Here is a 24,007-nt window from a genome sequence, read left to right on the forward strand (position 1 = left end):
GCGCCGCGTGCATCTGCGGCCTCGGGCAGTCTGCTGCGTTGCAAATCCTCGCAATAGCTGCGGCTATTGCTGCGTTTTGCGCCTTGCAGCCCCTCCCGATCCGCAGCGCCCACTTACCGCTCAATTCGTGCAGAGCATCCCTAGAAGGCCATTCACACCCTTCCTGCCAGGGCAAAGGCCGCACCAGGCTTGCGCGCACGGCAAAGTGCGCGCACAGTGGCCCTCAAGTTCCACGGCAAGAAAGGAGGCATTCCATGGCCCTGCCCCACGCCCAATCCGGCCAGATCGTCAGCGTGCGTCCCTTGGGGGCGCGCCTGCTGGAAACCACCACCGCAGCCATCTTGAAAGCCGGCCAGCTCGAAGTCATGCGGGTCGTGCTGGACGCCGGCAAATCCATGAAGGAGCACCAAACCCCCGGCGAGGCCACCGTGCTGTGCATCGAAGGGGTGGTGGAGTTCCTGAGCGAGGACGGCACCCAGCAGCTGCAACCCGGCGACTTCGTGCACCTGGCGCCGCGCGCGCTGCGCTCCCTGCGGGCGCTGGAGCCGGCGTCGCTGCTGGTCACCCTGTGCCTGAAACCCGCTGGTTAGCCCGCACCCACCCTGCGCCTGCCCGCCGGCCGCGCACGCGGTGGTGCCCCGGTGTCCTACAGCGGCAAGCCGCCGTCGCCTACGGGCGGCCCGCCCCGGGCGGGGGATAGTGAAGTCACAGGCACGTTCCCCGAACGCCCCGCAGGTGCCGCCGGGACCGTGGCCTGGTTCCACTCACAAAGGACCCTAGCCATGAAAATCCGTCACATGCTTCTTGCTACCACGTGCACCGCCGCCCTGGCCCTGGGCGGGTGCGCCTCCAACCCCACCAGCGCCCAGGTCGGCACCGGGGTGGGCGCCGTTGCCGGCGGCGCCGTGGGCAATGCCGTCTTCGGGGGGCCTGCAGGCACCATCGGCGGCGCCGCAGCGGGCGCGCTGATCGGCCACGAGATCGGCGAAGACCGCGACCAGCGCCGGGGCTACCGCCGCTGACCGCCTTCGTTCGGCATCAAAAAAGCTGCCCGCCCTTGTCTGACAAGCGCGGGCAGCTCTCTTTTTTGAAGTACCACGTCAGGTCGCAGCCGGGCCCTGCGGCGTGCGGCCCGCGCGCCAGGCGCCCAGCAGGGCAATGACGCCCGGCACCAAAATCAGCGCCCAGATGATTTTGTCCAGGTGTTCCCGCACCCACGCCAGGTTGCCAAAGAAGTAGCCGGCGGTGCAGATCCCCAGAACCCACAGCACGGCACCGGCCACATTGAAGCCCGTGAACTTGGCCCGCCCCATGGCGGCCACGCCCGCCACAAAGGGCGCAAACGTGCGAATGAAGGGCATGAAGCGCGCCAGCACGATGGTGATGCCGCCATAGCGCTCGTAGAACGCGTGGGCCTGGTCGAACGCGCGGCGGTTGAACCAGCGCGATTGCTCCCACTGGAACACCTTGGGTCCCACCCACCGGCCGATGGAATAGTTGCACTGGTCCCCCAGGATGGCCGCCAGCAGCAGCACCGCGCAGGCCAGCGGAAAGCTCATCAGCCCGGCGCCGCTGAGCGCGCCCACGATGAACAGCAGCGAGTCACCCGGCAGGAAGGGCATGACCACCACGCCCGTTTCCACGAACACGATCAGGAACAGCAGCGCATACACCCAGACGCCATAGGACTGCACGAAAGCCTCCAGGTATTTGTCCACGTGCAGGATGAAGTCGATGAGAAAAGTGGCGAGTTCCATGGGTGGGGGTTCAAAAAAGGTAGCGGGCATTATCCCCACACGGCCCGCGGCGCTGCGCCAAAACCCCTGCCGGCCCTCCGCCCTAAAATCCCGCGGTGACCGACAACACCACTGCCTCCCTCGCGGCAGCAGCGCCCGCTGCAGCGCCCGCCCGCCGCCCCATCCGCGACCTGCCCGACGAGCTGATCAGCCAGATCGCCGCGGGCGAAGTGGTCGAGCGCCCCGCCTCGGTGGTGCGCGAGCTGGTGGACAACGCGCTGGACTCCGGCGCCACGCAGATCACCGTGCGCCTGTCGGCCGGTGGCGTGCGCCTGATCACCGTGGAGGACGACGGCTGCGGCATCCCGCAGGACGAGCTGGCCGTGGCCCTGCGCCGCCATGCCACCAGCAAGATCACCAACCTGCACGACCTGGAAACCGTGGCCACCATGGGCTTTCGGGGCGAGGCGCTGGCGGCCATCGCCTCGGTGTCCGAGACGGCCCTGCTCTCGCGCCCGGCCAGCCAGGCCAGCGCCTTCCTGCTGGATGCACGCAGCGGCGAACTGCGCCCCGCCGCCCGCAGCACCGGCACCACGGTGGAGGTGAAAGAGCTGTTCTTCTCCACCCCTGCCCGCCGCAAATTCTTGAAGACCGACGCGACCGAGTTGGCACACTGCATTGAATCCGTGCGCCGCCATGCGCTGGCGCGGCCCGACGTGGGCTTTGCCATCTGGCACGAAGGCAAGCTGGTGGAGCAGTGGCGCGCCACGTTCGTGCCCGGCCATGCAGATGCGCAGGACGCCCAGGACGCGCTGGCCCGCCGCCTGTCGGACGTGCTGGGCGAAGACTTCGTCACCCAGTCCGTCGCCGTGCGGCACCGCGTGGGGCCTGTCACCGTCACGGGCCGCGCCGGCCTGCCCGACGCCGCCCGCTCGCGCCCCGACCACCAGTACTGCTACGTGAACGGCCGCTTCGTACGCGACAAGGTGCTCACCCACGCCGCCCGCAGCGCCTACGAAGACGTGCTGCACGGCCACAAACAGCCCATCTACGCGCTGTATGTGGAGATCGACCCGGCCCGCGTGGACGTGAATGTGCACCCCACCAAGATCGAGGTGCGCTTTCGCGACAGCCGCGAGGTGCACCAGGCCGTGCGTCATGCGGTGGAGAACGCGTTGGCCGCGCCTCGCGCCGCAGCCCTGGCGGCGGCCGCAGCCGCCCCCGCGGCGCCTGCGACGGCTGGAGATTCAGAGCCAAAACAGCCGCTAGCGCCCGTCTGGCAAGCGCAAGCAGCTATCAAATTTGATGAACCGCAGCGCGGCCACCGCGTGCAAGACCTGCAGGCCCTGTGGGCGCCACGCACCAGCCCGGCCGCCGAACCGGCCGCAGCGCCCGCCGCCGCCGTGGGCGGCCTGTGGGCGCCTTCGCTGGCGCAGCAGCCGGCAGCGGCGGGGCCGGCCTCTCCGGCCGCATGGCCAGAGCCCGCCGCGGTCGCGAACCCCGCAGCCATCGCACGCGACCCCGGCGACGCCCCCTGGCCCCTGGGCCGCGCGGTGGCGCAACTGCACGGCGTCTACATCCTGGCCGAGAACGCCCAGGGCATGGTCGTCGTGGACATGCACGCCGCGCACGAACGCATCGTGTACGAGCGCCTCAAGGCCCAGGTGGACAGCGGCGCGCGCATTGCCAGCCAGCCGCTGCTGATCCCGGCCACCTTCGCCGCCACACCGCAAGAGGTAGCCACCGCCGAAGAGTCCGTGGAAGTGCTGGCGACGCTGGGCCTGGAGGTCGTGCCCTTCTCCCCCAAGACCCTGGCGGTGCGCGCCGTGCCCACCACGCTGGCCACGGCGTCGGGCTTTGGCGACCCGGTGGAACTGGCCCGCAGCGTGCTGGCCGAGCTGGCCCAGCATGACGCCACCACCGTGGTGCAGCGCGCCCGCAACGAAATCCTGGGCACCATGGCCTGCCACGGCGCGGTGCGCGCCAACCGCAAGCTCACGCTCGACGAGATGAACGCGCTGCTGCGGCAGATGGAGACCACCGACCGCAGCGACCAATGCAACCACGGCCGGCCCACCTGGCGGCAGCTGACGATGAAAGAGCTGGACGGGTTGTTCCTGCGCGGGCGGTAGGCCAGCCCAGGCCGCAGCAGCCCCTGCACCGACGCCCGGTCAGGGCAAGGCGCGCGCCGCCGCGGACACGTCGCACTGCAGCGCCGCCGGCGGCGTCGCCAGCGCCATGGGCGCGCCGGGCTGCGCCGGCTGCAGGGTCCACTCCAGCGTGTAGTAGTTGCTGCCCATGTACCGGAAGTGCTCGGCGCGCGGCGCCGCCATGGCACGGGCCTGGGACAGCGACCAGCCTTCCGGCGCGGGCAGCACCGAGGCGTCGGCGCAGCGCAGGGCCACGCGCAGCACGGCCGGCCCTGGGGCGGTGAGCTGCAGCGCAATGCCTTGCGGGTGCGTGGCCGGCAGGAAGGTCATGTAGTCCACCCGCTCGTCGGTGAAGACATTGCCCCCGTCCCGGCCGTTGACGCGCACGGGCAGCGGCGCAAAGGCAAACACCGCCGCGCCCGGCAGCGCGGCCACGGGCGCCAGCCCCTGGGTGAATGCCGAAGGCACTGCAGGAGCCGCGGGCTCGATCAGATATTGCGTGGCCGAGGCCCCCGCCGCGGCCACGGGGCAGCGGGCGTCGAACTGGCGGTTGGTCAGGTCACGCGCCAGCATCCAGTACAGGCCCCGGAGCTGGCTCTGGCAAAGGCCTTCCGAGTCCACATAGTCCTGCATGGCGCGCAGGTAGCGGAAGCTGAAGGACGGCACCCAGCGCAGCGGCCCCCCGATGTGCGGAAAGAACGACACATTGGCCCCCAGGTCCAGCTTGCCCAGCACCTCGAACTGCCGGTACAGCGCCCACTGCCCGCCCAGCGCCAGCGCGCCGACAGCGGCCGTCCCCGCAAGCCAGGCCGCGGCGCTGCGCACCCACCGCTCGCTGGCGCCCGCCCAGCCATAGGCCGCCACCAGGGCCATCCAGGGCTGGATCACGTCCAGGTGCCAAAAAGCGCCAAAGGGAAGCATCAGCATGGCCATCCCCCACCACACCAGCATCGCCACGGCCACCCAGCGCAGGGCGGGCGACCGGACGGCCCGCACCAGCCCCAGCACCGCCCCCACCAGCACCACGCCCAGCAGCACGGCCGCCGCGGCCGTCACCCCCGGCTGGGCGGGTGAGATGCCGGCCACCATGTAGTAGGGCATGGCCAACGCATCCCACCATTTGCCCGGGCTCAGCAGACGGCCGGCGAGCCCCATCCAGCCGGCCTCGGAAGGCGGCGGCGGGGCAGCCACCACGTGCGCAATGTTCCAAGGCTGGGCCCACAGCGCCCACCCGGCCGTCAGGGCCAGCACCACGCCGATACCGGCCCAGGTGCCGCGCTGGCGCAGCACGGCCGGGTGCAGCAGGGCATACAGCCCCATCGCCACCGCCAGCGGCACCGCCGAGGGGTGGATCTGCAGCAGCAGGAACATCGCCAGCGCCAGCGCAAACCACCCCGAGCCGGGCCGGTGCAGGGCGCGCACCCACAGCGCCAGCACCCCGCTGGACAGCCCCATCACGAGCGCCGGGTTCCAGGCGCTGTGGGTGTACATGCTGCCAACGATGGGCATGCACAGCGCCACAAAGCCCAGGGCGACGCGGTGGCCCAGGTGCGCGCGGAACGTGGCCCAGGCCCAGCCGAGGCAGGCCAGATTGAACAGCCCGAAGGCCGCAAAGATGCTGGTCTCGCGGTCGGCCACCAGCAGGGGCAGCCCCAGCAGGTAATAAAACCCTGGCGGCAGAAAGAACCGCCCGTTGAACGGCGTGCTGCTGCGGGGCCACTGGCCCTGGTGCAGCCATTGCCGCACCGTCTCCACGTCGCGGATCTGGTCGGGGCCGTGGAACGTGAGATCGCAGTAGTACACCTGCAGAAAACCGAAGCCCAGCAACAGCAGCACGGCCAGCCAGTCGCTGGGGTGGGTGCGCGACGGCGGGGGGAAAACGGTGGGTGCGTTCATGAAAGAGAGGGTCGACAGTGGTGGGCTTGCGCCGCAGCCCGGGAAGCCCGCCGGCAGTCGGCGGCCGGCGCAGCTGAAAATGCGAAGTCCCGCACAAGACGCGGGAAATCGGGAAGAATACAACGCAAAACCCGGGAACAGCGCGCGTGCCGCGCGTTGACGGCCCTGGCCGTCTCCGAAACCTCGAAGAAAAATCTTGACCTTGAAAACAGCGATCACATCCCTCATCCGCCGGCTGGTCGGCACGCCAGGCCTGCAGAGCCGGCTCGCCAACATCGAACTGGCCCTTCAGCAAAAAAACGAAGTGCCCGCGGCGCCCGTGTCCCGATCGCTGTGCGCCTCCATGACCGAGGTCCGCAAGACCATTGCAGACAACTTCATCGCGGGCCAGGGGCTGGAAATCGGCGCCTTTGCCTCGCCCCTGCCGGTGCCGACGGCAGCGCAGGTGACCTATGTTGACAAATACAACCTGGAAGACCTGGACGCCAACCACAAGGTGGCCGGGCTGTCGCTGAAGGACTTCGGGGTGGACCTGAGCACCGTGGTGCGCCCCGACATCGTGGACGACGGCGAATGCCTCTCGAAGGTGGGGGACTACTCGCAGGACTTCGTCATTGCCAACCATGTGCTGGAGCATTTCGAAGACCCGATCAAGGGCTTCCGCAACATGCTCAGGGTGCTCAAGCACGGGGGCATCCTGTACCTGAGCCTGCCCGAAATGCGGCACAGCTTCGACAGCGTGCGGCAGCCCACGCCCTTCGAGCACCTTCAACGGGACTATGAGGAGGGGCCGGGCTGGTCCCGGGAACTGGCCTATGCCGAGTTCGCAAAGATCTTTGCCGCCAACGGAATGGACAAAGGGCTGTTCCCCCGCCGCAGCGGGGCGGCGCTCGCGCAGTTTGAAAGCGAAGTGGCGCAGGAACTGAACGCGGCCAATTACAGCATCCACTTTCATGCCTGGACCATGGACGGCATGGTGGAGATGTTCTCCCGGGCCAAGGGCCTGTACCGCCTGGCGTACGAGACCCGGCTGGTCTTGAAGAACAAGGAAGAAGTGGTCTTCATCTTTGAGAAAACCGTGCCCCACGTTGCGTAGGGGCCGGCATCGCCCATTTGTGGCGCGCCCTTTTTCTTTTCCCGTCCTTTCGCGCTAAAAAAGAAAAGCGCCTTGCGGCGCTTTTCTCCGGGTGCTTCTTGGGGAATCACCCCAGCGCATCACTGGTCGCGCGCAGCCTTGGCCGTATCGGCGAAGTCGCTGAACATGCCGTCCACGCCCAGCTCGTAGAACAGCTTGTATTCCGCCTTCGGATCCCCCTTGAAGTCCGACGCCAGGCGCTTGGCCTCGTTGCGGAAGGTGTAGGCGTGCACGAACAGCCCGGCGGCGTGGGCGTTCTTCACCACGTCGGTCGGGGGCATCATGACGCGGTCGCGTTCGTCGATCTTGCCGTCGCCGTTGAGGTCATCGGCCTTGCCGTCCTTGTTGGCGTCCACCTGCTTGGAGGGGATCAGGTACGGCTTCCACGGCCCCACGCCGTCGGCATAGGTCTTGACTTCCTTCAGGCCGGCCGGGGTGAGCAGGCTGGCGAAGGTGCGTGAGTCGCCAGCCACCGCAAAGTCATACGGCCGGTCGTACGGCGCCGTCAGGTCCATGCTGCCGTCGGGGTTCACGTCATTGGCATCCACCAGTTGCACCAGGCGGACCTGGGTCTTGGTGCGCAGGTACTTGAGGTTGGACACCTCGAACGACTGAATGATCACCGGCGAGCTCTTGCTGGTGTAGCCGTACTTGGCCAGCACCGTGAGCAGGCGGTCCTCCAGCGGCAGCCCCAGCTTGGCGTGGTACGTGGGGTGTTTGGTTTCGGGGTACACACCCACGGTACGGCCCGCCTTGGCGCCCGCGCTCTTGGCCAGGTCCAGCACTTCCTCCAGCGTGGGGATCTGGAACTTGCCGTTGAACGACGGATCGCGGTCGGACAGCGGCTGGATCGCCCGCAGGGTCTTGAGCTCGGCCAGGGTGAAGTCGGACACGAACCAGCCCTCTTCCTCCACCCCGTCCACCACCTTCTTGGTCTTGCGGCTGGCGAATTCGGGGCGCGAGGCGACGTCCGTGGTGCCGGTGATGTTGGGCTCATGCCGCGCGACCAGCACGCCGTCCTTGGTGGCCACCAGGTCCGGCTCGATGAAGTCCGCGCCCATGTCGATGCCGCGCTGGTATCCCTCCAGCGTGTGGTCGGGCAGGTAGCCGGCAGCCCCGCGGTGGCCAATGACCAAGGGGGTGTCGCCGTTGAGCGTGGGATAGCGCGGCCCGTCGCTGCCGCCGCAGGCCGCCAGCACTGCCGCCAGCGCCAGCAAACTCCCTCTCGCACCAGAAATGTGCATGCACTTCTCCTCGTTGTGGTTGAAAAACCGCCGAACTGTGGGCGCACCCTGTGACACGGCCGTGACAGCCAGCGCCGGGGCCCATTAGCTCCTTAAAACCGTCCAGGAACGCACCAAATCAATGCAATTCACTCCATTTTTGATCGCCAAATCCCCAGCATTGTGCATAGCCATCGGCATGAAAGTATGACTTTTGAACATAATGCTCCATTGCAGTGCATGGTGCCTGCTCCCGGTGGACGACGTTGAGAGTCTTTTGAACCTTATGAAATACGAAACTGCAGGCAGCTTCCTGGCCCACGTGGCCCTTCGCAATCCGGGTCAGCCCGAGTTTTTACAGGCCGTTACCGAAGTGCTGGAGAGCCTGTGGCCCTTCATTGCCGAACACCCGCGCTATGCCGAACACGGCCTGCTGGAGCGCCTGGTGGAACCCGAGCGCACCGTGATGTTCCGCGTGGCCTGGGTGGACGACCACGGCGCCGTGCAGGTCAACCGCGGCTACCGCATCCAGCACAGCATGGCCATCGGGCCCTACAAGGGCGGCATCCGGTTCCACCCCTCGGTGAACCTGTCGGTGCTGAAATTCCTGGCGTTTGAACAGACCTTCAAGAACGCGCTGACCACGCTGCCCATGGGCGGCGGCAAGGGCGGCAGCGACTTCGACCCCAAGGGCAAGAGCCCCGGCGAAGTCATGCGCTTTTGCCAGGCGTTCGTGTCCGAGCTGTTCCGCCACGTGGGCGCGGACACCGACGTGCCGGCGGGCGACATCGGCGTGGGCGGCCGCGAGGTGGGCTACATGGCGGGGATGATGAAAAAGCTCAGCAACCGCGCCGACTGCGTGTTCACGGGCAAGGGCCTGTCGTTCGGCGGCTCGCTGATCCGCCCCGAGGCCACGGGCTATGGCACGGTGTACTTTGCCGAGGAGATGCTGAAGACGCGGGGCCGCTCGTTTGACGGGCTGCGGGTGTCGGTGTCGGGTTCGGGCAATGTCGCGCAGTACGCGGTGGAAAAGGCCATGCAGCTGGGCGCCAAGGTCGTCACGGTGTCCGACTCCAGCGGCACGGTGGTGGATGAGGAAGGCTTCACGCCCGAGAAGCTCGCCATCCTGATGGAGGTGAAGAACCACCACTACGGTCGCGTGAGCGACTACGCGGCCCGCACCGGCGTGCAGTTTGAAGCCGGCGTGCGCCCGTGGCACGTGCCGGTCGACGTGGCCCTGCCCTGCGCCACGCAGAACGAGCTGGACGGCAACGATGCCGCCACCCTGGTGCGCAACGGGGTGGTCTGCGTGGCCGAAGGGGCCAACATGCCCGCCACCATCGAGGCGGCCAAGGCACTGGAGGCGGCGGGCGTGCTGTACGCCCCCGGCAAGGCCAGCAACGCCGGCGGCGTGGCCACCTCGGGCCTGGAAATGAGCCAGAACTCCGCCCGGCTGTCCTGGCCGCGCGACGAGGTGGACGCGCGCCTGCTGCAGATCATGCGGGGCATCCACGCCGCGTGCCTGCAGTACGGCCGCCGCGCCGATGGCTCGGTGAGCTACATCGACGGCGCCAACATTGCGGGCTTCGTCAAGGTGGCGGACGCCATGCTGGCGCAAGGCGTGGTGTAAGAGCCCCTGCGGCAGGCGGGGCGCGGCTTGGGCCAAGCCGCATGTAAGCGTATGCTACAGGCGCCTTGGCCCAGGCCCACCCGGCGGCGGGCCCGCCCTTTTTGCCTCTTGCGCAGGAGTCCACCGTGGAAATCTTCAGCTTTCTGAACGCCCTCGTCGAAAAGGGCGGCTCCGACCTGTTTTTCAGCGTGGGCGCTCCGGTGAACCTCAAGATCGAGGGCGTCACCCACCCTTTGAAAATGCCGGCGCTGCTGCCCGGCCAGGTCAAGCAGCTGGCCTATTCCGTGATGAACGAGAAGCAGATCAGCGAGTTCGAGGCGCGGCAGGAGATGAACCTGTCCATCTCGGCCGAGAACCTGGGGCGCTTTCGCGTCAATGTGTTCGTGCAGCGCGGCGAGACGGGCATGGTGGTGCGCTACATCAAGAACAAGATTCCGGCGCTGTCGGCCCTGGGCCTGCCGGCCATCCTGGAAAAGCTGGTGCTGCGCAAGCGCGGGCTGGTGCTGGTGACGGGCGCCACGGGGTCGGGCAAGTCCACCACGCTGGCGTCCATGATCAACTACCGCAACGAGAACGTGACGGGCCACATCCTCACCATCGAGGACCCGCTGGAATTCCTGCACGCCCACAAGCGCTCGGTGGTCGACCAGCGCGAGGTGGGCATCGACACGCAGTCGTACGAGGAAGCGCTGAAGAACGCGCTGCGCGAGGCGCCGGACGTGATCATGATCGGCGAGATCCGCGACCGCAACACCATGAAGCAGGCGATTGCCTATGCCGAGACCGGCCACCTCTGCCTGTCCACGCTGCACGCCAACAACGCCAACCAGGCCATGGAGCGGGTCATCAACTTCTTTCCTGAAGACGCACACCACCAGCTGCTGATGGACCTGAGCCTGAACCTGGCCGGCGTGATCTCGCAGCGCCTGATCCCCGGCCTGCACGAAAAGCTGGTGCCTGCGGTGGAGGTGATGCTCAACTCGCCGTACATCGCGGACCTGATCGCCAAGGGCGAGTTCTCGGGCATCAAGGACGCCATGGGTCACAGCACCGAGATCGGCATGTGCACCTTTGACCAGGCGCTGTACCAGCTCTACGCCGATGGCCGCATCTCGCTGGACGAGGCGCTGCACAACGCGGACTCGCGCACCGATCTGGCGCTTCGCGTGCGCCTGGCGGCGGGCGTGACCACGCAGGATGCAGGGGACCTTTCCATCGACACGTCTTCGCCCATGCAGTCGGCCTCTCGGCTGTCGTGACGGACGTCGCGCGCATGCCGCAGTGGCCGTTTCCGCCGTTCTTTCGCGACGCGCGCCCGGCCGAGGCCCAGGCTGCGGCCGAGGCCATCGTCTTTACCACCAGCGGCGAGACCCGCCACGGCGTGCTGGAGCAGTTTGACCCGCAGACGCAGCACGCCCTGCTGACGCCGCAAGGGGACTCGGCCGCTGTGGCGCTGCCTTTTGCAGGAATCAAGAGCATTCAGCTGATGCCGCCTGTCCCCCTGGCGGCCGACGCCGAGCTGACCGCGCGCTACCAGGCAGCGGGGGGGCACGAGGTCCACACCACGTCACGCCCTTTCACCGTGCAGTTCGTCGATGGTGAAACCCTGCGCGGCGAGACCAAAGGCTTTGTCAAAACCCGCCAGGGCCTGTTCTTCTATCTGACGACCGACGCGGTGCACTGTGTGCGGATTTTCATACCGGCCACCGCGCTGCGCAGCTACCAGGTGGGGGGGCTGCTGGGCCAGCACCTGGTCCAGTCGAATCTGGTCAGCGCCGACACCCTGCAGCAGGCACTGACAGAGCAGGAGCGGCGCAGGCAGGGCCCGAGCGCCCCAGCCGCAACGGTCCCGCCGAACGCGCAAGCCCCCATGCAGCCGATCCGCAGCCCCACGCAGCTGGAGGGCCAGATCACCCAGATCGGCAGCTTTGTGCCGGTGCGGCTGGGCGACATCCTGATCAACCAGGGGCTGGTGAGCAATGACCAGATGCGTGACGCGCTCACGCTGATGCAGCGGGGCAACAAACACCTGCTGGGCAACATCCTGGTCGAAATGGGCGCGCTGAGCCGGGCCCAGCTGACCGAAGTGGTGGCGCAGCAGTTCAGCATTCCGCTGGTGGCGCTGGACGGCTTTGTGGTGCAGCCGGAAGTCCTGCGCCTGGTGCCCAAGGAATATGCGGTGGAGCACCAGGTGCTGCCCCTGCTGGTGAGCGACAAGAGCCTGGTGGTGGCGGTGGAGAGCCCGGTGGATGCCGACTACCTGGACGAGCTGCGGTTCTCGGCCCAGAAGCAGGTGGTGCCCGTCATTGCCAACCCCGACGAGCTGGCGGCACGCATCACGTTCGAATATTCCAAGCAGGGCATAGACCGCACCGACCTGTCGATCGAGGAAGAACTGCGGCAACTGTCGCAGCGGCTCACGGCCAGCGACGCAGCGCCGGGCCACGCAGACCTGCAGCGGCAGGTGTCCGACAACGACAGCCTGGTGGTGCGGCTGGTCAACAAGACCATCCTGGACGCCCAGGCACGGGGCGCGTCGGACATTCACATCGAGGCCTACCCCGAGGAGCAGCCCACGCTAATCCGGCTGCGCGTGGACGGCGATTTGACCGAATACCTGCGCATCCCGTTTGTGCTGCGCGCGGCGCTGCTGTCACGCATCAAGATCATGGCCAACCTCGACATCTCCGAGCACCGGCTGCCGCAGGACGGAAAGATCGACTTTTCGCGCTTCGGCCACACCAAGCTGGAGCTGCGCGTGGCCGTGCTGCCCACCACCAACGGGCTCGAAGACATCGTGATGCGGCTGTTGGCATCGTCCAAACCCATCCCGCTGGCCAAGCTGGGCATGGACAAGGCCCTGGTCGAACAACTGCAGCAGATGGTGCACCGCAGCTACGGCCTGATCCTGGTGTGCGGGCCCACCGGGTCGGGCAAGACCACCACCCTGCACTCGCTGCTGGCCGAGGTGAACCACCCCGACACCAAGATCTGGACCGCGGAAGACCCCATCGAGATCACGCACCAGGGTCTGCGGCAGATCCAGATGCACCCGCGCATCGGACTCACGTTTGCCACCGCCATGCGCGCGTTTCTGCGGGCCGACCCGGACGTGATCATGGTGGGCGAAATGCGCGACAGCGAAACCGCCCACATCGCCATCGAGGCCTCGCTGACCGGCCACATGGTGATGTCCACCCTGCACACCAACAGCGCGCCCGAGAGCGTGATCCGCATGCTGGACATGGGGCTGGACCCCTTCAACTTTGCCGATGCGCTGGTGGGGGTGCTGAGCCAGCGCCTGGCGCGCCGCCTGTGCCCCGACTGCAAGCAGCCCTACACCCCGGACGCCGAGGAACTGCAGCAGATCGCCACGGACTACGCGGCCGGCACCGGCCTGGCGCCCGAGAGCCTGCTGGCGCCCTGGCGCAGCCGCTTTGTCCCCGCAGGGGCTTCGGATTGGGTGCTGTACCGCGCCCAGGGGTGCCGCCACTGCGACCAGACAGGCTACAAGGGCCGCGTGGGCATTTACGAGCTGATGGCCGCCTCGCCAGGCATCAAGAAGCTGATCCAGACCCGCGCCCCCGTGGACCGATTGTTTGAGGCGGCTACCGCGCAAGGCATGCTGCGGCTGCTGCAGTACGGGCTGCTCAAGGTGCTGGAGGGTGTGACCGACCAGCGCAGCGTACGCGGCGCCTGCTCCTGAGCCTCAGAACGTGTTGACGATCTCGCAGGGGATCGCTCGCAGACTCCCATACCACCGGCCCTCACCGAACTTTTGCATGGGCGCCAGAATCTGTCGGACGATGAAACGCACCCCTCTTCTTGCATCCTTGGGCCTGGTAGTGGCCCTGAGCGTGGGCTGTGCCACCCTGGACGCCAAGCAGCGCGAGTGGATTTTCCAGCCCAGCGACCGCAGCTGGGGCGGCGCGCCATCCACCGAGGGCATGCAGGACGTGTGGATCGACTTTGCGTCCGAAGCCACGGGCAGCCCGGCGCGGCTGCACGGCCTGTGGCTGCCGCAGGGACGCGCCGACGCACCGGCGCTGCTGTACCTGCACGGCGCGCGCTGGAACGTGGCGGGCTCCGCCGGGCGCATCCGGCGCATGCACGAACTGGGCTTCTCGGTGCTGGCCATCGACTACCGGGGCTTTGGCCGCAGCAGCGCCGGCCTGCCTTCCGAAACCACTGCCGCCGAGGACGCCCGCGCCGCCTGGGACTGGCTGGCGCAGCACCAGCCGGGCAGCCCCCGCTACATCTTCGGCCACTCGCTGGGGGGCGCCATCGCCATCGACCTGGCCAGCAAGGTGAACGACGAGCAAGGCACCATGGTCGAAGGCACCTTCACCAGCGTGCCCGAGGTGGTCAGCACCTTCAAGTGGGGATGGCTGCCCGTGTCGGCCCTCATCACGCAGCGGTTCGAGTCCGTTCGCAAGGTGGCGCACATCGGGTCCCCGCTGCTGGTGGTGCATGGCAGCGAGGACAGCTTGATCCTGCCTTCGCTGGGACGCAAACTGTACGAGGCGGCGCAAGAGCCCAAGCAGTTCGTGCTGGTGGACGGCGGGTCGCACCACACGACCCTCACCGTGGGCCAGGCCCAGTACCGCCAGGCCCTCGCGTCGCTGTTCCGGCTGCAGTAGCGGCCGCCAGCCCCCCCCTGCGGCGCCGCATGCCGCGGCATGTCCCCGGGGCCCTGCGGGCACGGGCCTTCTGTTACGCTCAGACGGATATGTCTGCCCCGTCCGCCGCTGCGCCCACAGCCGCCCTCCCCGCCGTCCAGCCTGGCTTGGCCATCCTCGTGCTGGCGCTGCTGCTGTCCATCCAGCCCGTCACTACGGACCTGTACCTGCCGGCCCTGCCCGCCCTCACGCGCAGCCTGGACGCACCGCTGGCGGCGGCCCAGCTGACCCTCAGCGGCCTGCTGCTGGCGTTCGGCTGCTCGCAGATGGTGTGGGGGCCGCTGTCGGACCGCTTCGGGCGCCGCCCGATCCTGCTGGCGGGGCTGGCCATCTACACCGTGGCCTCGCTGGGCAGCGCGCTAGCGTCCAGCATGGCGCTGCTGATTGCCTGGCGCGTGGCGCAGGGCGCCGCCATGGGTGCGGTGGTGATGTGCGCGCGCGCCATCGTGCGCGACCTGTACACGCCGCACGAGGGTGCCCGCGCCATGTCCAAGGCGCTCACGGGCCTGGGCATCGTCGCGTGCCTGTGCGCGCCGCTGGGCGGCCTGCTCAGCGAGTGGCTGGGCTGGCGCGCCGCGCTGCTCGCCGTCACCGCCTACGCGGTGGCCACGCTGGCCGTGGTGGCCCTGCGCATGCCCGAGACCCTGGCCCACCGCAATCCGCAGGCCCTGCAGCCGCGCGCCCTGGTGGGCACCTGGCTGCAGGTGCTGCGCAGTCCCACGTTCTGGGCGTTTTCGCTGCAGACCACGGCCACCTACGGCGGCCTGTTCAGCTTTCTGGCCGCGTCCTCGTTCGTCTACATCGACGTGCTGGGCGTCACGCGCACGCAGTACGGCTGGGTCATGGCCACCGCGTGCGTGGCCTACCTGGCCGGCACCTTCCTCTGCCGGCGCCTGCTGGCGCGCCACGGACTGCGGCGCACGGTGGCCATCGCGGGCGCGCTCAGCGTGGCGGGCGGCTCGCTGATGGGCGCGGTGGCCTGGGCGGGCTGGCACCATCCGGTGGCGCTGCTGCTGCCGTTCTACCTGTTCATGCTGGGCCACGGCATCCACCAGCCCTGCGGGCAAAGCGGCGCGGTGGGGCCGTTTCCCCGGGCGGCGGGCGTGGCTTCTGCACTCAACGGTTTCATGATGATGCTGGCGGCGTTCGGCATCGGGGCCTGGCTGGGCCGGCGGCTGGACGGAACGGTCTGGCCCCTGGTCAACGGCGTGTGGTTCTGGTCGGTGGTGCTGGCCGCCATCTCCTGGACCCTGGTGCAGCGATTCGGAGCCCCCCAGGACCATGCCTGACCTGGCACCGATCCGGCGCGACGCGGCCCTGCCCGCCATTGCGCTCGCAGGCCCCACCGCCTCGGGCAAGACGGCTGGCGCCCTGGCGCTGGCTGCCGTGCTGGACAAGCAGGGTATTCCGGTGGAAATCATCAGCGTGGATTCGGCCCTGGTGTACCGCGGCATGGACATCGGCACGGCCAAGCCCACGGCTGCGGAGCGCGCCGCCGTGCCGCACCACCTCATCGACATCCGCGATCCGCTGCAGGCCTACAGCGCGGCCGAGTTCGTGCAGGACGCCACGCGGCTCATGGACGCCGTCCGCGCCCGGGGCGCGCTGCCCCTGCTGGTGGGCGGCACCATGCTGTATTTCAAGGCGCTGTTCGACGGCATCGACGACATGCCACCCGCGGACCCCGCCGTGCGTGCGCGGCTGGAGGCCCAGGCCGCCGAACAGGGCTGGCCCGCACTGCACGCCGAACTGGCCCGCGTGGACCCCAGCACCGCCGCGCGGCTGGCCCCGGCGGACAGCCAGCGCATCCAGCGCGCGCTGGAGGTGTGGCACGTCTCCGGCCGCCCGCTGTCGAGTTTTCACACTACAAAAACAGGAGCTGCTCGCGCTGGTGCAGCAAGCGCTACCGCCCTTTTTTCCTTGGAACCGCAAGACCGTGCCTGGCTGCACGAGCGCATTGCGCAGCGCTTTGATGCCATGCTGGCCGCCGGCTTCCTGGACGAAGTGCGCGGCCTGCGGGCGCGGGGCGACCTGCATCCGGACCTGCCCTCCATGCGCTGCGTGGGCTACCGGCAGGCCTGGGAAAGCCTGGACGGCACCTGGCCCCTGCACAGCCTGCGCGAGCGCGGCATCGCCGCCACGCGCCAGCTGGCCAAGCGGCAGATCACCTGGCTGCGCAGCATGCCCGCCCGCCACGCCGTGGCCTGCGACCAGCCGAACGCGGTGGCCCAGCTGGTGCAGGCCGTGCTGCAGCGGCTGTCCGCCCCGCCCGCGCAACCCGACGCGCCATGACGGCCTGGCTGCGCGTGGAACAGCTGGGCAAGCGCTATGGCGACGCGCCCGTGTTTACTGGCGTGGAGTTCGCGGTGGAGCCGGGCGAGTTCGTCGCCATCGTGGGCGACTCCGGCGTGGGCAAGTCCACCCTGCTCAACTGCCTGGCGGGCCTGGACACCTGGGATACGGGCACCATCACGCACGGCGCCACACGCCTGGACGCTCTCACGGACACGCAGCGGGCCCTGTGGCGCCGCGCCCACGTGGGGTTCGTGTTCCAGGCCTTCCACGTGCTGCCGCACCTGGACGTGGCGCAGAACGTGGCCCTGCCGCTGATGTTGCTGGAGCGCCCGGACCCGCCGCGCGTGCAGCAAATGCTGGAGGCCGTGGGCCTGGAGGGGCTGGGCGCGCGGCTGCCGCAGCAGCTCAGCGGCGGGCAGTTGCAGCGCGTGGCCATTGCCCGCGCGCTCGTGCACCGCCCCGGCCTGCTGCTGGCCGACGAACCCACCGGCAACCTGGACCCAGGCACCGCCGCCCGCGTGATGGACCTGCTGCTGGCGCAGACACGCCAGCACGGCGCCTCGCTGGTGCTGGTCACGCACTCGCAGGCCGCCGCTGAGCGTGCCGACCGCGTGCTGCGGCTGACCACCGCGGGCATGGCGCCCTTGCGCTGACACCGGCCCGATTGCGCCGGGCGGGCGGCGTACCCGGCCTTATTCGATGTGCAGCCGCTGCGCGGCCTTGCTGGCCTTCTTGGGCAGGGTCAGCGTGAGCACGCCGTTGTCGTACTTGGCCTTGGCCTGGGCGGCATCCACTTCGTCGGGCAGCTGGAAGCTGCGGGCCACCGACCCGAAATAGCGCTCCGAACGCAGCACCTTGTCGCCCTCGCACTTCTCGTCGTGCTGCCGCACTTCGGCACGCAGGCTCACCACGTTGCCTTCCAGCGAGACGTGGATGTCTTCCTTGGCCACGCCGGGCACTTCGGCCTGCACGGTGTAGCCGCTGTCGTTTTCGGACACATCCACCTTGATCTGCGAGGGCGAGGGCAGGTTGTCGCCGTGCAGTGGCCGCACATAGAACCCGGGTGCAATGTCCTTGAAGAAGTCATCGAACAGACTGCCGCGAGATACCAGCGAATTCATGGTTGAGCTCCTGAAAAAAGGGTGGTCACACCAGGGCCGGCATCGCAGCGCGACCCCGGGAGGCTGCCCGCCTGGCAACCTTCCGTTGATAAAGATAAGTACCCTGCGCCGCGGCTTCAAGACCTTCTGGCGGCAAGCTTGACCTGCATCAGTGCCGGGCGGGCGCTGCGCCCGACGGCGGCGCACGCCACAATCGCGCCATGCTGGCGCTGCTTCGCACCTTCTCCTGGCGGGACCTGCGCCACCACCCCTGGCGCAGCGCCGCCGCCGTGGTGGCGGTGATGCTGGGCGTGGCGCTCGGGTTTGCGGTGCAGGTGATCAATGCCTCGGCGCTGGACGAGTTTTCGCAGGCCGTGCGCGCCGTCAACGGCCAGCCCGACCTGGAGCTGCGCGCCATGCAGGGCAGCCTGCCCGAGGCCGTGTACGGCCCGCTGGCCACCCACCCGCAGGTGGCGCGCGCCAGCCCGGTGCTGGAGTGGACCGCCGTGGCCCGCACGGCGGCGCAGGGCACGGCCGCCGCCGGCACGCCGCTGCGCGTGGTGGGCGCCGATGCGCTGCTGCTGCCCGCCGTGGCCCCCGCACTGATGCCCCGCCCCTGGAAGGACGCCGACCGGCTGGCGCTGCTGGCCCCGGCCACCGTGTTCCTCAACGCGGCGGCACTGCAGGCGCTGGGCCTGTCGGGGCACGAATCCGCACGCACCGCGCCGCCGGTGCTGCTGCAGGCCGGGCTGCAGCAATGGTCCGTGCGCGTGGCAGGCACCGTGGCTGCGGGCGGCGCGCCGCTGGCCGTCATGGACCTGGGGGCGGCGCAGGACCTGCTGGGCCGCACCGGTGAGCTCACCCGCATCGACCTGCAGCTGCAGCCCGGCACCGACGCCCGCGCGTGGCAGCAGGCCGTGCGCGCCCTGCCCGGCTGGCCGACCCAGGCCGTGTTTGCGCAGCCGGGGGACGCGGCGCAGCGCATCGGCAACCTCTCGCGGGCCTACCGCGTCAACCTCAACGTGCTGGCCTTGGTGGCCTTGTTCACGGGCGCATTCCTGGTGTATTCGGTGCTGGCCCTCAGCGTGGCGCAGCGCGCACCACAGTTTGCGCTGCTGGCGGTGCTGGGCGCCACGCCGCGCCAGCGGCTGGCCCTGGTGCTGTGGGAGTCGGCCGCCCTGGGGCTGCTGGGCAGCACGGCCGGCATTGCGCTGGGCACCGGCCTGGCCGCGGCTGCCCTGCGGCTGCTGGGGGGCGACCTGGGGGGTGGCTACTTCGCAGGCGTGCAGCCGGCGCTGCAATGGAGCCTGCCTGCCGCCGGGGTGTACGGCGGGCTGGGCACGCTGGCAGCGCTGGCGGGCGGCTGGTGGCCGGCGCGTGCCGCCCAGGCGCTGCCGCCGGCCCAGACGCTCAAAGGGCTGGGCACGGCCGCTGCGCGGGGCCGCGCCGGGGCCACGGGGCTCGTCTTGATCGCCCTGGGCGTGCTGCTGGCGCTGGCTCCTCCCGTTTTTGGCATCCCGCTGGCCGCCTACCTGGCCGTGGCGCTGCTGCTGGTGGGCGGCATCGCCTTGCTGCCCTGGGGGCTGGACCAGGTGCTGCGCCGCCTGCAGCCGCTGGCCGGCCGCGGTGCCCTGCCGCTGCTGGCCCTGGAGCGCGCACGGCGCATGCGCGCCACCGCCGCCATGGCCGTCGGCGGCGTGGTGGCCAGCCTGAGCCTGGCGGTGGCACTGACGGTGATGGTGTCGAGCTTTCGGGGCTCCGTCCTGCAGTGGCTGGACGCGGTGCTGCCCTCGCCGCTGTACGTGCGCTCGGCCATTGGCGCGCCCGGCAGCGGGGATGCGGCCCTGCTGCCTGCGGGCTTTGCCGAAGCCGTGGCGCGGCTGCCGCAGGTCGAACGGCTGCAGGCCCTGCGCGCCAGTCCGCTGCAGCTGGACCCTGCGCGCCCGGCGCTCACGGTCCTCAGCCGCCCGCTGGGCGGGCAGGAGGCCGGCGCGGGCGGCGCGGCGCAGAGCCTGCCGCTGGTCGGCCAGGCCCTGCCGGTGCCCGCCGGGCGCACCGCGGTGTATGTGAGCGAGGCTGTTCTCGACCTGTACGGCGTGCGCCCTGGCATGGACTGGCCCGCATTTTCAAAGGCTTTTGAGCCGCTAGCCCAATCCCATCAAGCGCAAGCAGCTATCTTTTACATAGCAGGCGTGTGGCGCGACTACGCCCGGCAATCGGGCGCCGTGGTGATGGACCGCGCGGTGTGGCTGCGGCTGACGGGTGACGGCCGCACCAGCGACCTGGCCGTGTGGCCGCGTGACGGCGCCGACACCGCCGCGCTGCAGGCGGCGGTGCGCGCCCTGGCGTCGGCGCAGGCGCAGGGCGGCCGGGCCGCGACGGCCGGGGACGCCACGCCGCAGGCCCCCGCCCTGGTGGAATTTGTCTCGGCCGGCGCGATCCGCGAGCGCTCGCTGCGCATCTTCGACCGCAGTTTCGCCGTGACCTACTGGCTGCAGGCCGTGGCCATCGGCATCGGCCTCTTCGGCGTAGCGGCCAGCTTCAGCGCGCAGGTGCTGGCACGGCGCAAGGAGTTCGGCCTGCTCGCCCACCTGGGGCTCACCCGGCGCCAAATCCTGGCCGTGGTGGCCGGCGAAGGCGCTGCCTGGACGGCGGCCGGCGCTGCCGCCGGGGTGCTTCTGGGCCTGGCGGTTGCCGTGGTGCTGGTGCATGTGGTCAACCCGCAAAGCTTTCACTGGACCATGGACCTGCGCGTGCCGGCCCTGCGGCTGCTGGGCCTGTGCGCCGCCGTGGTGGCCGCCGGCACGCTGACGGCCTGGGCGTCAGGCCGCGCTGCGGCAGGGCAGAACGCCGTGCTGGCCGTCAAGGAGGACTGGTAACCGCCAGCACTGTCAAGAAGTCGCGCATTTCGTTAAATATTGTTTGCAATCGCGGCAAATTTTGATAATCATCCCTTGGCGCGACCGTGGTTCTGAAGGCTGCTGCGCCCCGCAGGGGCCGGGCTGCTTTTTCCGCGGGGCCGCGCCCCCGCCTGTGCGCGGGAAACAACATGCCGTCGAGCAGCCGCCTGGCCCCGCCTGCAGCTGCCCCACCAACACAAGGGAGAACCATGAAGTCCATCTTTCGCCAAGCGGCTGCTGCCGCCCTGCTGTGCCTGGGCCTGGCCGCACCGGCCTGGGCCCAATACGTGATCGGCGCGGGCGGGTCCATGGACATGTCGGGCGGCGGGTCCATGGACATGGGTTGCCTGGCCGTGCAAGTGGAGGGCGCGCTCCTCATTGGCGACGGACAGTTCGCCACCAGCAGCAACCTCAACGTGGCAGGTGGCGGCGAGTTCAATGGCGGCTCCGGCGTGCTCGCCGTGGGCGGCGACCTGAGCAGTAGCGGCACGTTCAATGCCGGCACCGGCTCGGTGGTTCTCACCGACGGCTGCACGGGCAACACCAGCCAGCTCTCGGGCACCATGGTGTTCCAGAACCTGACGCTGTCCAGCACCTCCGGCCGCACCTTTGTCATCCCCGCGGGCACCAACATCACCGTGCTGGGCACCCTGACACTGCAAGGCGCGCCCGGACAGAACATCCAGCTGATCTCCTCTGGCGGCGGCACGGCGGTGATCAACCTGGGCCCCAGCGCATCGGTCAACCAGAACTTCGCCACGGTGACCGGCACGGTCGTCATCGGTGGAGCCGCAGCGGCTGCCAGCATTCCGACCCTGGGCGAAACCAGCCTCATGCTGCTGGCCTTGCTGATGGGCATCGCGGCCTTCGTGCAACGCCGCTCCTTCGCCGCCGCGATCTCGCGGCGTCTCTAGGCCAGCACCAACGCGTGCCGGGCAACGGGCTGTCCCCCGCGACAGCCCGGCAGCCTCCCCACACCCAGAGGGAAAGCGCAACCGCTTCGCCCCCGCAAAGAGACACAGACAGAGAGAGGGATCTTCATGACACGCCTGCCCCGCCCCTTCCGGCTGGTTGCCGCCCTGGGCGCAGCCTCCTTGCTGCACACTCCGCTGGCCCTGGCCGCCGATGTGACCGTCACCGTACCCAGCGGCGGCGGTTTCGTGGTCAAAGGCTCCGGCGGCGCACCGGAACGCTTTCGGGTGCAGGACAGTGGCGAAGTCACCGTGCCCAGCCTGGGCACCGCAGCGCCCAACACCAGCCTGACCTGCTTTGACGGCCCCACCGGCCGCCTGGGGCCCTGCGCGGCCGGCATCGGCTCCGGGGCCACGGGGCCCACGGGCGCCACCGGGGCGACAGGGCCGGCCGGCGCCACGGGGGCAGCCGGCCCCGCGGGAGCGACAGGCCCGGCCGGAGCCACTGGCGCGACGGGCGCATCGGGCACCGGAGCCACCGGGGCAACGGGTGCGACCGGGGCGACTGGCGCAACTGGCGCCACGGGAGCCACCGGTGCCACTGGCCCTGCGGGAGCTACGGGTGCCGACAGCACGGTACCCGGTCCGACAGGCCCTCAGGGGATTCAAGGGATTCAAGGCCTCCAGGGCGTTCCAGGCCCGACGGGGGCAACGGGGGCCACTGGCGCGACCGGGGCCACCGGCGTGTCGGGTACTGGCACCGTGACGCTGACGACCTACTCCACGAACGGCAGTTGGTTGTATGCCGACCATACGCCGCCGGCGAATACAGGAGACGTTGAACTGACCGCCACGTGCGCCTCGGGAAAAACCCTTGTTACCGGCGGATGCCGCATCACGGCGGGCCGGGGTGGAAGCTATTTCGAGGGGGGCTATCCGTCCGCCATAGACCAGTGGACCTGCCAGTACTCGGTGTTCAACGACCTGTCCGCTGAGGCATACGCCGTTTGCCAGTGAGTTGCTCACAAGCCTGAACGTGCGCAAGCCCCCGCGGCGGGGCAGCCAAAAGGCCGCCATCAGCACAGGCCTCTTGTGCCCTGCTCCTCTCACCGCCGTTTCACCGATCGTCACTTTCTTTTTTCCACCATGAAGCCTGTCACTCGAGTCCACCGTCTGGGCCTCGCCCTGGGCGCCGCCTACGCCCTGCACACTCCGCTGGCCCTGGCCGCCGATGTGACCGTCACCGTGCCCAGCGGCGGCGGTTTCGTGGTCAAAAGCTCCGGCGGTTCTCCGGAACGCTTTCGGGTGCAGGACAGCGGCGAAGTGACCGTGCCCAGCCTGGGCACCGCCATCCCCAACACCAGCCTGACCTGTTTTGACGGCCCCACCGGCCGCCTGGGGCCGTGCGCGGCCGGCATCGGCTCTGGCGCCACGGGGCCCACGGGCGCCACCGGAGCGACAGGGCCGGCCGGTGCCACGGGGGCAGCCGGCCCCGCAGGAGCGACAGGCCCGGCCGGAGCCACTGGCGCGACGGGCGCATCGGGCACCGGAGCCACGGGGGCAACCGGGGCAACCGGGGCAACCGGGGCAACGGGTGCGACCGGCGCGACTGGGGCAACTGGCGCCACGGGAGCCACCGGTGCTATGGGCCCGCAGGGCCCCATGGGTGCTACCGGCGCCGACAGCACGGTTCCGGGCCCGCAAGGCCTTCAGGGGATACCGGGCGCGCCTGGTGCAACGGGGGCGACAGGCGCCACCGGCGCAACCGGTCCCGCCGGCAGCGGGGGAGGCGGCATTGTCTTTTCCACCGCCGCCGTCATGCCCGCCACATCGGAGTCGGCCGTGTTCTTCCCCTTCGGCATTGGCGGCGTGGGCGGCGGGCTGTGGGACTACACGCGCTGTTCATACACCGCAGGATCGGGCTGCACGGTAGATCCCACAGTATTCGCCAATGTCTCGGTGCCGGCGTTCACGAGCTGCAGCAACGCCCAGCTGCATGTTCGAAACTACACGACCGTACCGACGATTCCGCTGACCGTGACGCTGTACAGGAACGGCACCGCGACCGGCCTTACCTGTTCGGTCGCGGGGACCTTGGCAGCCACCTGCAACGCAACGGCGGCCGTGTCGATCGCGTCCACCGACGAGATCGCGCTGCACATGAGCACTACGCACACGGGAGGCTTCATGGTGAGCAGTCCCTCCAATGCGGCCATCGAAGGCACGGCCATCAGCACCGTCTATTGCCAGTAACCCGTCGGCGGGGCCGGAGGCACGCGACCGCCGCCCCGCCGCCGCAGAAGCCGGCGTGCTTTTGCCCCGTCCCACACCCCGGACACCGCACCCAAGTAC

Annotated in this window: 19 protein-coding genes; 15 read left to right on the plus strand and 4 right to left on the minus strand. The window is 69.4% G+C overall.

What is annotated here, in order from left to right; genetic code table 11:
* The first annotated feature begins 254 nt into the window (after positions 1-254).
* Entirely contained in the window at positions 255-590 is a 336-nt protein-coding gene (locus LWW96_RS09080) for a cupin domain-containing protein (RefSeq protein ID WP_291486153.1), read from the plus strand.
* A gap of 192 nt (positions 591-782) precedes the next feature.
* On the plus strand, positions 783-1,022 hold the full coding sequence (locus tag LWW96_RS09085; protein ID WP_291486154.1) for a glycine zipper 2TM domain-containing protein: 240 nt from the start codon (positions 783-785) through the stop codon (positions 1,020-1,022).
* A 78-nt stretch (positions 1,023-1,100) separates the two neighbouring features.
* Here the strand turns inward: LWW96_RS09085 and LWW96_RS09090 are convergent, their stop codons facing one another.
* Positions 1,101-1,757, minus strand: coding sequence for a DedA family protein (locus LWW96_RS09090; RefSeq protein WP_291486155.1), 657 nt, complete (start codon positions 1,755-1,757; stop codon positions 1,101-1,103).
* A 95-nt stretch (positions 1,758-1,852) separates the two neighbouring features.
* Here LWW96_RS09090 and mutL point away from each other — a divergent pair, with 95 nt between their 5' ends.
* The gene (gene mutL / locus LWW96_RS09095) at positions 1,853-3,868 is read left to right on the plus strand and encodes a DNA mismatch repair endonuclease MutL (RefSeq protein ID WP_291486157.1); all 2,016 of its coding nucleotides are present in this window, start codon (positions 1,853-1,855) and stop codon (positions 3,866-3,868) included.
* Positions 3,869-3,907: 39 nt separating this feature from the next.
* Here mutL and LWW96_RS09100 read toward each other — a convergent pair whose 3' ends face one another.
* Complete coding sequence (locus LWW96_RS09100) at positions 3,908-5,782, minus strand: hypothetical protein (RefSeq protein ID WP_291486159.1); 1,875 nt, start codon at positions 5,780-5,782, stop codon at positions 3,908-3,910.
* 202 nt (positions 5,783-5,984) lie between these two features.
* On the opposite strand from LWW96_RS09100, the gene LWW96_RS09105 reads away from it, so the two are divergent.
* Positions 5,985-6,878, plus strand: a complete 894-nt coding sequence (locus LWW96_RS09105) for a methyltransferase domain-containing protein (RefSeq protein WP_291486161.1) — start codon at positions 5,985-5,987, stop codon at positions 6,876-6,878.
* 119 nt (positions 6,879-6,997) lie between these two features.
* Here LWW96_RS09105 and LWW96_RS09110 read toward each other — a convergent pair whose 3' ends face one another.
* Positions 6,998-8,161: a glycerophosphodiester phosphodiesterase gene (locus LWW96_RS09110; protein WP_291486163.1), complete on the minus strand. Its 1,164-nt coding sequence runs from the start codon at positions 8,159-8,161 to the stop codon at positions 6,998-7,000.
* A 265-nt stretch (positions 8,162-8,426) separates the two neighbouring features.
* Here LWW96_RS09110 and gdhA point away from each other — a divergent pair, with 265 nt between their 5' ends.
* The 7 genes from gdhA to LWW96_RS09145 all read left to right on the plus strand — a co-directional run bounded on the left by gdhA (position 8,427) and on the right by LWW96_RS09145 (position 17,397).
* Positions 8,427-9,770, plus strand: a complete 1,344-nt coding sequence (gdhA, locus tag LWW96_RS09115; protein WP_291486165.1) for an NADP-specific glutamate dehydrogenase — start codon at positions 8,427-8,429, stop codon at positions 9,768-9,770.
* 125 nt (positions 9,771-9,895) lie between these two features.
* Positions 9,896-11,029 carry a PilT/PilU family type 4a pilus ATPase gene (locus LWW96_RS09120; protein ID WP_291486167.1) on the plus strand — a complete coding sequence of 378 codons (1,134 nt, stop codon included), beginning with the start codon at positions 9,896-9,898 and terminating at the stop codon, positions 11,027-11,029.
* The gene (locus tag LWW96_RS09125) at positions 11,026-13,476 is read left to right on the plus strand and encodes an ATPase, T2SS/T4P/T4SS family (protein ID WP_291486168.1); all 2,451 of its coding nucleotides are present in this window, start codon (positions 11,026-11,028) and stop codon (positions 13,474-13,476) included. The genes LWW96_RS09120 and LWW96_RS09125 overlap by 4 nt, the downstream gene beginning before the upstream one ends.
* 100 nt (positions 13,477-13,576) lie before the next feature.
* Positions 13,577-14,410, plus strand: a complete 834-nt coding sequence (locus LWW96_RS09130; protein WP_291486170.1) for an alpha/beta fold hydrolase — start codon at positions 13,577-13,579, stop codon at positions 14,408-14,410.
* 89 nt (positions 14,411-14,499) lie between these two features.
* Positions 14,500-15,738, plus strand: coding sequence for a multidrug effflux MFS transporter (locus LWW96_RS09135; protein ID WP_291486172.1), 1,239 nt, complete (start codon positions 14,500-14,502; stop codon positions 15,736-15,738).
* Positions 15,731-16,741, plus strand: coding sequence for a tRNA (adenosine(37)-N6)-dimethylallyltransferase MiaA (gene miaA, locus LWW96_RS09140; RefSeq protein ID WP_291486174.1), 1,011 nt, complete (start codon positions 15,731-15,733; stop codon positions 16,739-16,741). The genes LWW96_RS09135 and miaA overlap by 8 nt, the downstream gene beginning before the upstream one ends.
* Positions 16,738-17,397 (plus strand): ABC transporter ATP-binding protein, encoded by a 660-nt coding sequence (locus LWW96_RS09145; RefSeq protein ID WP_291486177.1) that lies wholly within the window; start codon positions 16,738-16,740, stop codon positions 17,395-17,397. The genes miaA and LWW96_RS09145 overlap by 4 nt, the downstream gene beginning before the upstream one ends.
* Before the next feature lie 39 nt (positions 17,398-17,436).
* Here LWW96_RS09145 and LWW96_RS09150 read toward each other — a convergent pair whose 3' ends face one another.
* Positions 17,437-17,865: an Hsp20/alpha crystallin family protein gene (locus LWW96_RS09150; protein ID WP_291486179.1), complete on the minus strand. Its 429-nt coding sequence runs from the start codon at positions 17,863-17,865 to the stop codon at positions 17,437-17,439.
* A gap of 200 nt (positions 17,866-18,065) precedes the next feature.
* On the opposite strand from LWW96_RS09150, the gene LWW96_RS09155 reads away from it, so the two are divergent.
* From LWW96_RS09155 to LWW96_RS09170, 4 genes are all read left to right on the plus strand, one after another.
* Entirely contained in the window at positions 18,066-20,723 is a 2,658-nt protein-coding gene (locus LWW96_RS09155) for an FtsX-like permease family protein (protein WP_291486181.1), read from the plus strand.
* Positions 20,724-20,953: 230 nt separating this feature from the next.
* Positions 20,954-21,658, plus strand: coding sequence for an IPTL-CTERM sorting domain-containing protein (locus tag LWW96_RS09160; protein ID WP_291486183.1), 705 nt, complete (start codon positions 20,954-20,956; stop codon positions 21,656-21,658).
* A gap of 759 nt (positions 21,659-22,417) precedes the next feature.
* Positions 22,418-22,672: a hypothetical protein gene (locus tag LWW96_RS09165; protein WP_291486184.1), complete on the plus strand. Its 255-nt coding sequence runs from the start codon at positions 22,418-22,420 to the stop codon at positions 22,670-22,672.
* Positions 22,673-22,801: 129 nt separating this feature from the next.
* Positions 22,802-23,908, plus strand: coding sequence for a collagen-like protein (locus LWW96_RS09170; RefSeq protein ID WP_291486186.1), 1,107 nt, complete (start codon positions 22,802-22,804; stop codon positions 23,906-23,908).
* Positions 23,909-24,007 lie beyond the last annotated feature (99 nt).

It is taken from the genome of Acidovorax sp. (assembly GCF_021287135.1).
Classification (GTDB): domain Bacteria; phylum Pseudomonadota; class Gammaproteobacteria; order Burkholderiales; family Burkholderiaceae_C; genus Acidovorax.

What these genes read in the sequence shown, in the direction of transcription:
- LWW96_RS09080 (WP_291486153.1), top strand. Translation starts at nt 255, where the DNA reads ATGGCCCTGCCCCACGCCCAATCCGGCCAGATCGTCAGCGTGCGTCCC.
- LWW96_RS09085 (WP_291486154.1), top strand. Translation starts at nt 783, where the DNA reads ATGAAAATCCGTCACATGCTTCTTGCTACCACGTGCACCGCCGCCCTG.
- LWW96_RS09090 (WP_291486155.1), bottom strand. Translation starts at nt 1,757, where the DNA reads ATGGAACTCGCCACTTTTCTCATCGACTTCATCCTGCACGTGGACAAA.
- LWW96_RS09100 (WP_291486159.1), bottom strand. Translation starts at nt 5,782, where the DNA reads ATGAACGCACCCACCGTTTTCCCCCCGCCGTCGCGCACCCACCCCAGC.
- LWW96_RS09110 (WP_291486163.1), bottom strand. Translation starts at nt 8,161, where the DNA reads ATGCACATTTCTGGTGCGAGAGGGAGTTTGCTGGCGCTGGCGGCAGTG.
- gdhA (WP_291486165.1), top strand. Translation starts at nt 8,427, where the DNA reads ATGAAATACGAAACTGCAGGCAGCTTCCTGGCCCACGTGGCCCTTCGC.
- LWW96_RS09130 (WP_291486170.1), top strand. Translation starts at nt 13,577, where the DNA reads ATGAAACGCACCCCTCTTCTTGCATCCTTGGGCCTGGTAGTGGCCCTG.
- LWW96_RS09135 (WP_291486172.1), top strand. Translation starts at nt 14,500, where the DNA reads ATGTCTGCCCCGTCCGCCGCTGCGCCCACAGCCGCCCTCCCCGCCGTC.
- miaA (WP_291486174.1), top strand. Translation starts at nt 15,731, where the DNA reads ATGCCTGACCTGGCACCGATCCGGCGCGACGCGGCCCTGCCCGCCATT.
- LWW96_RS09145 (WP_291486177.1), top strand. Translation starts at nt 16,738, where the DNA reads ATGACGGCCTGGCTGCGCGTGGAACAGCTGGGCAAGCGCTATGGCGAC.
- LWW96_RS09150 (WP_291486179.1), bottom strand. Translation starts at nt 17,865, where the DNA reads ATGAATTCGCTGGTATCTCGCGGCAGTCTGTTCGATGACTTCTTCAAG.
- LWW96_RS09155 (WP_291486181.1), top strand. Translation starts at nt 18,066, where the DNA reads ATGCTGGCGCTGCTTCGCACCTTCTCCTGGCGGGACCTGCGCCACCAC.
- LWW96_RS09160 (WP_291486183.1), top strand. Translation starts at nt 20,954, where the DNA reads ATGAAGTCCATCTTTCGCCAAGCGGCTGCTGCCGCCCTGCTGTGCCTG.
- LWW96_RS09170 (WP_291486186.1), top strand. Translation starts at nt 22,802, where the DNA reads ATGAAGCCTGTCACTCGAGTCCACCGTCTGGGCCTCGCCCTGGGCGCC.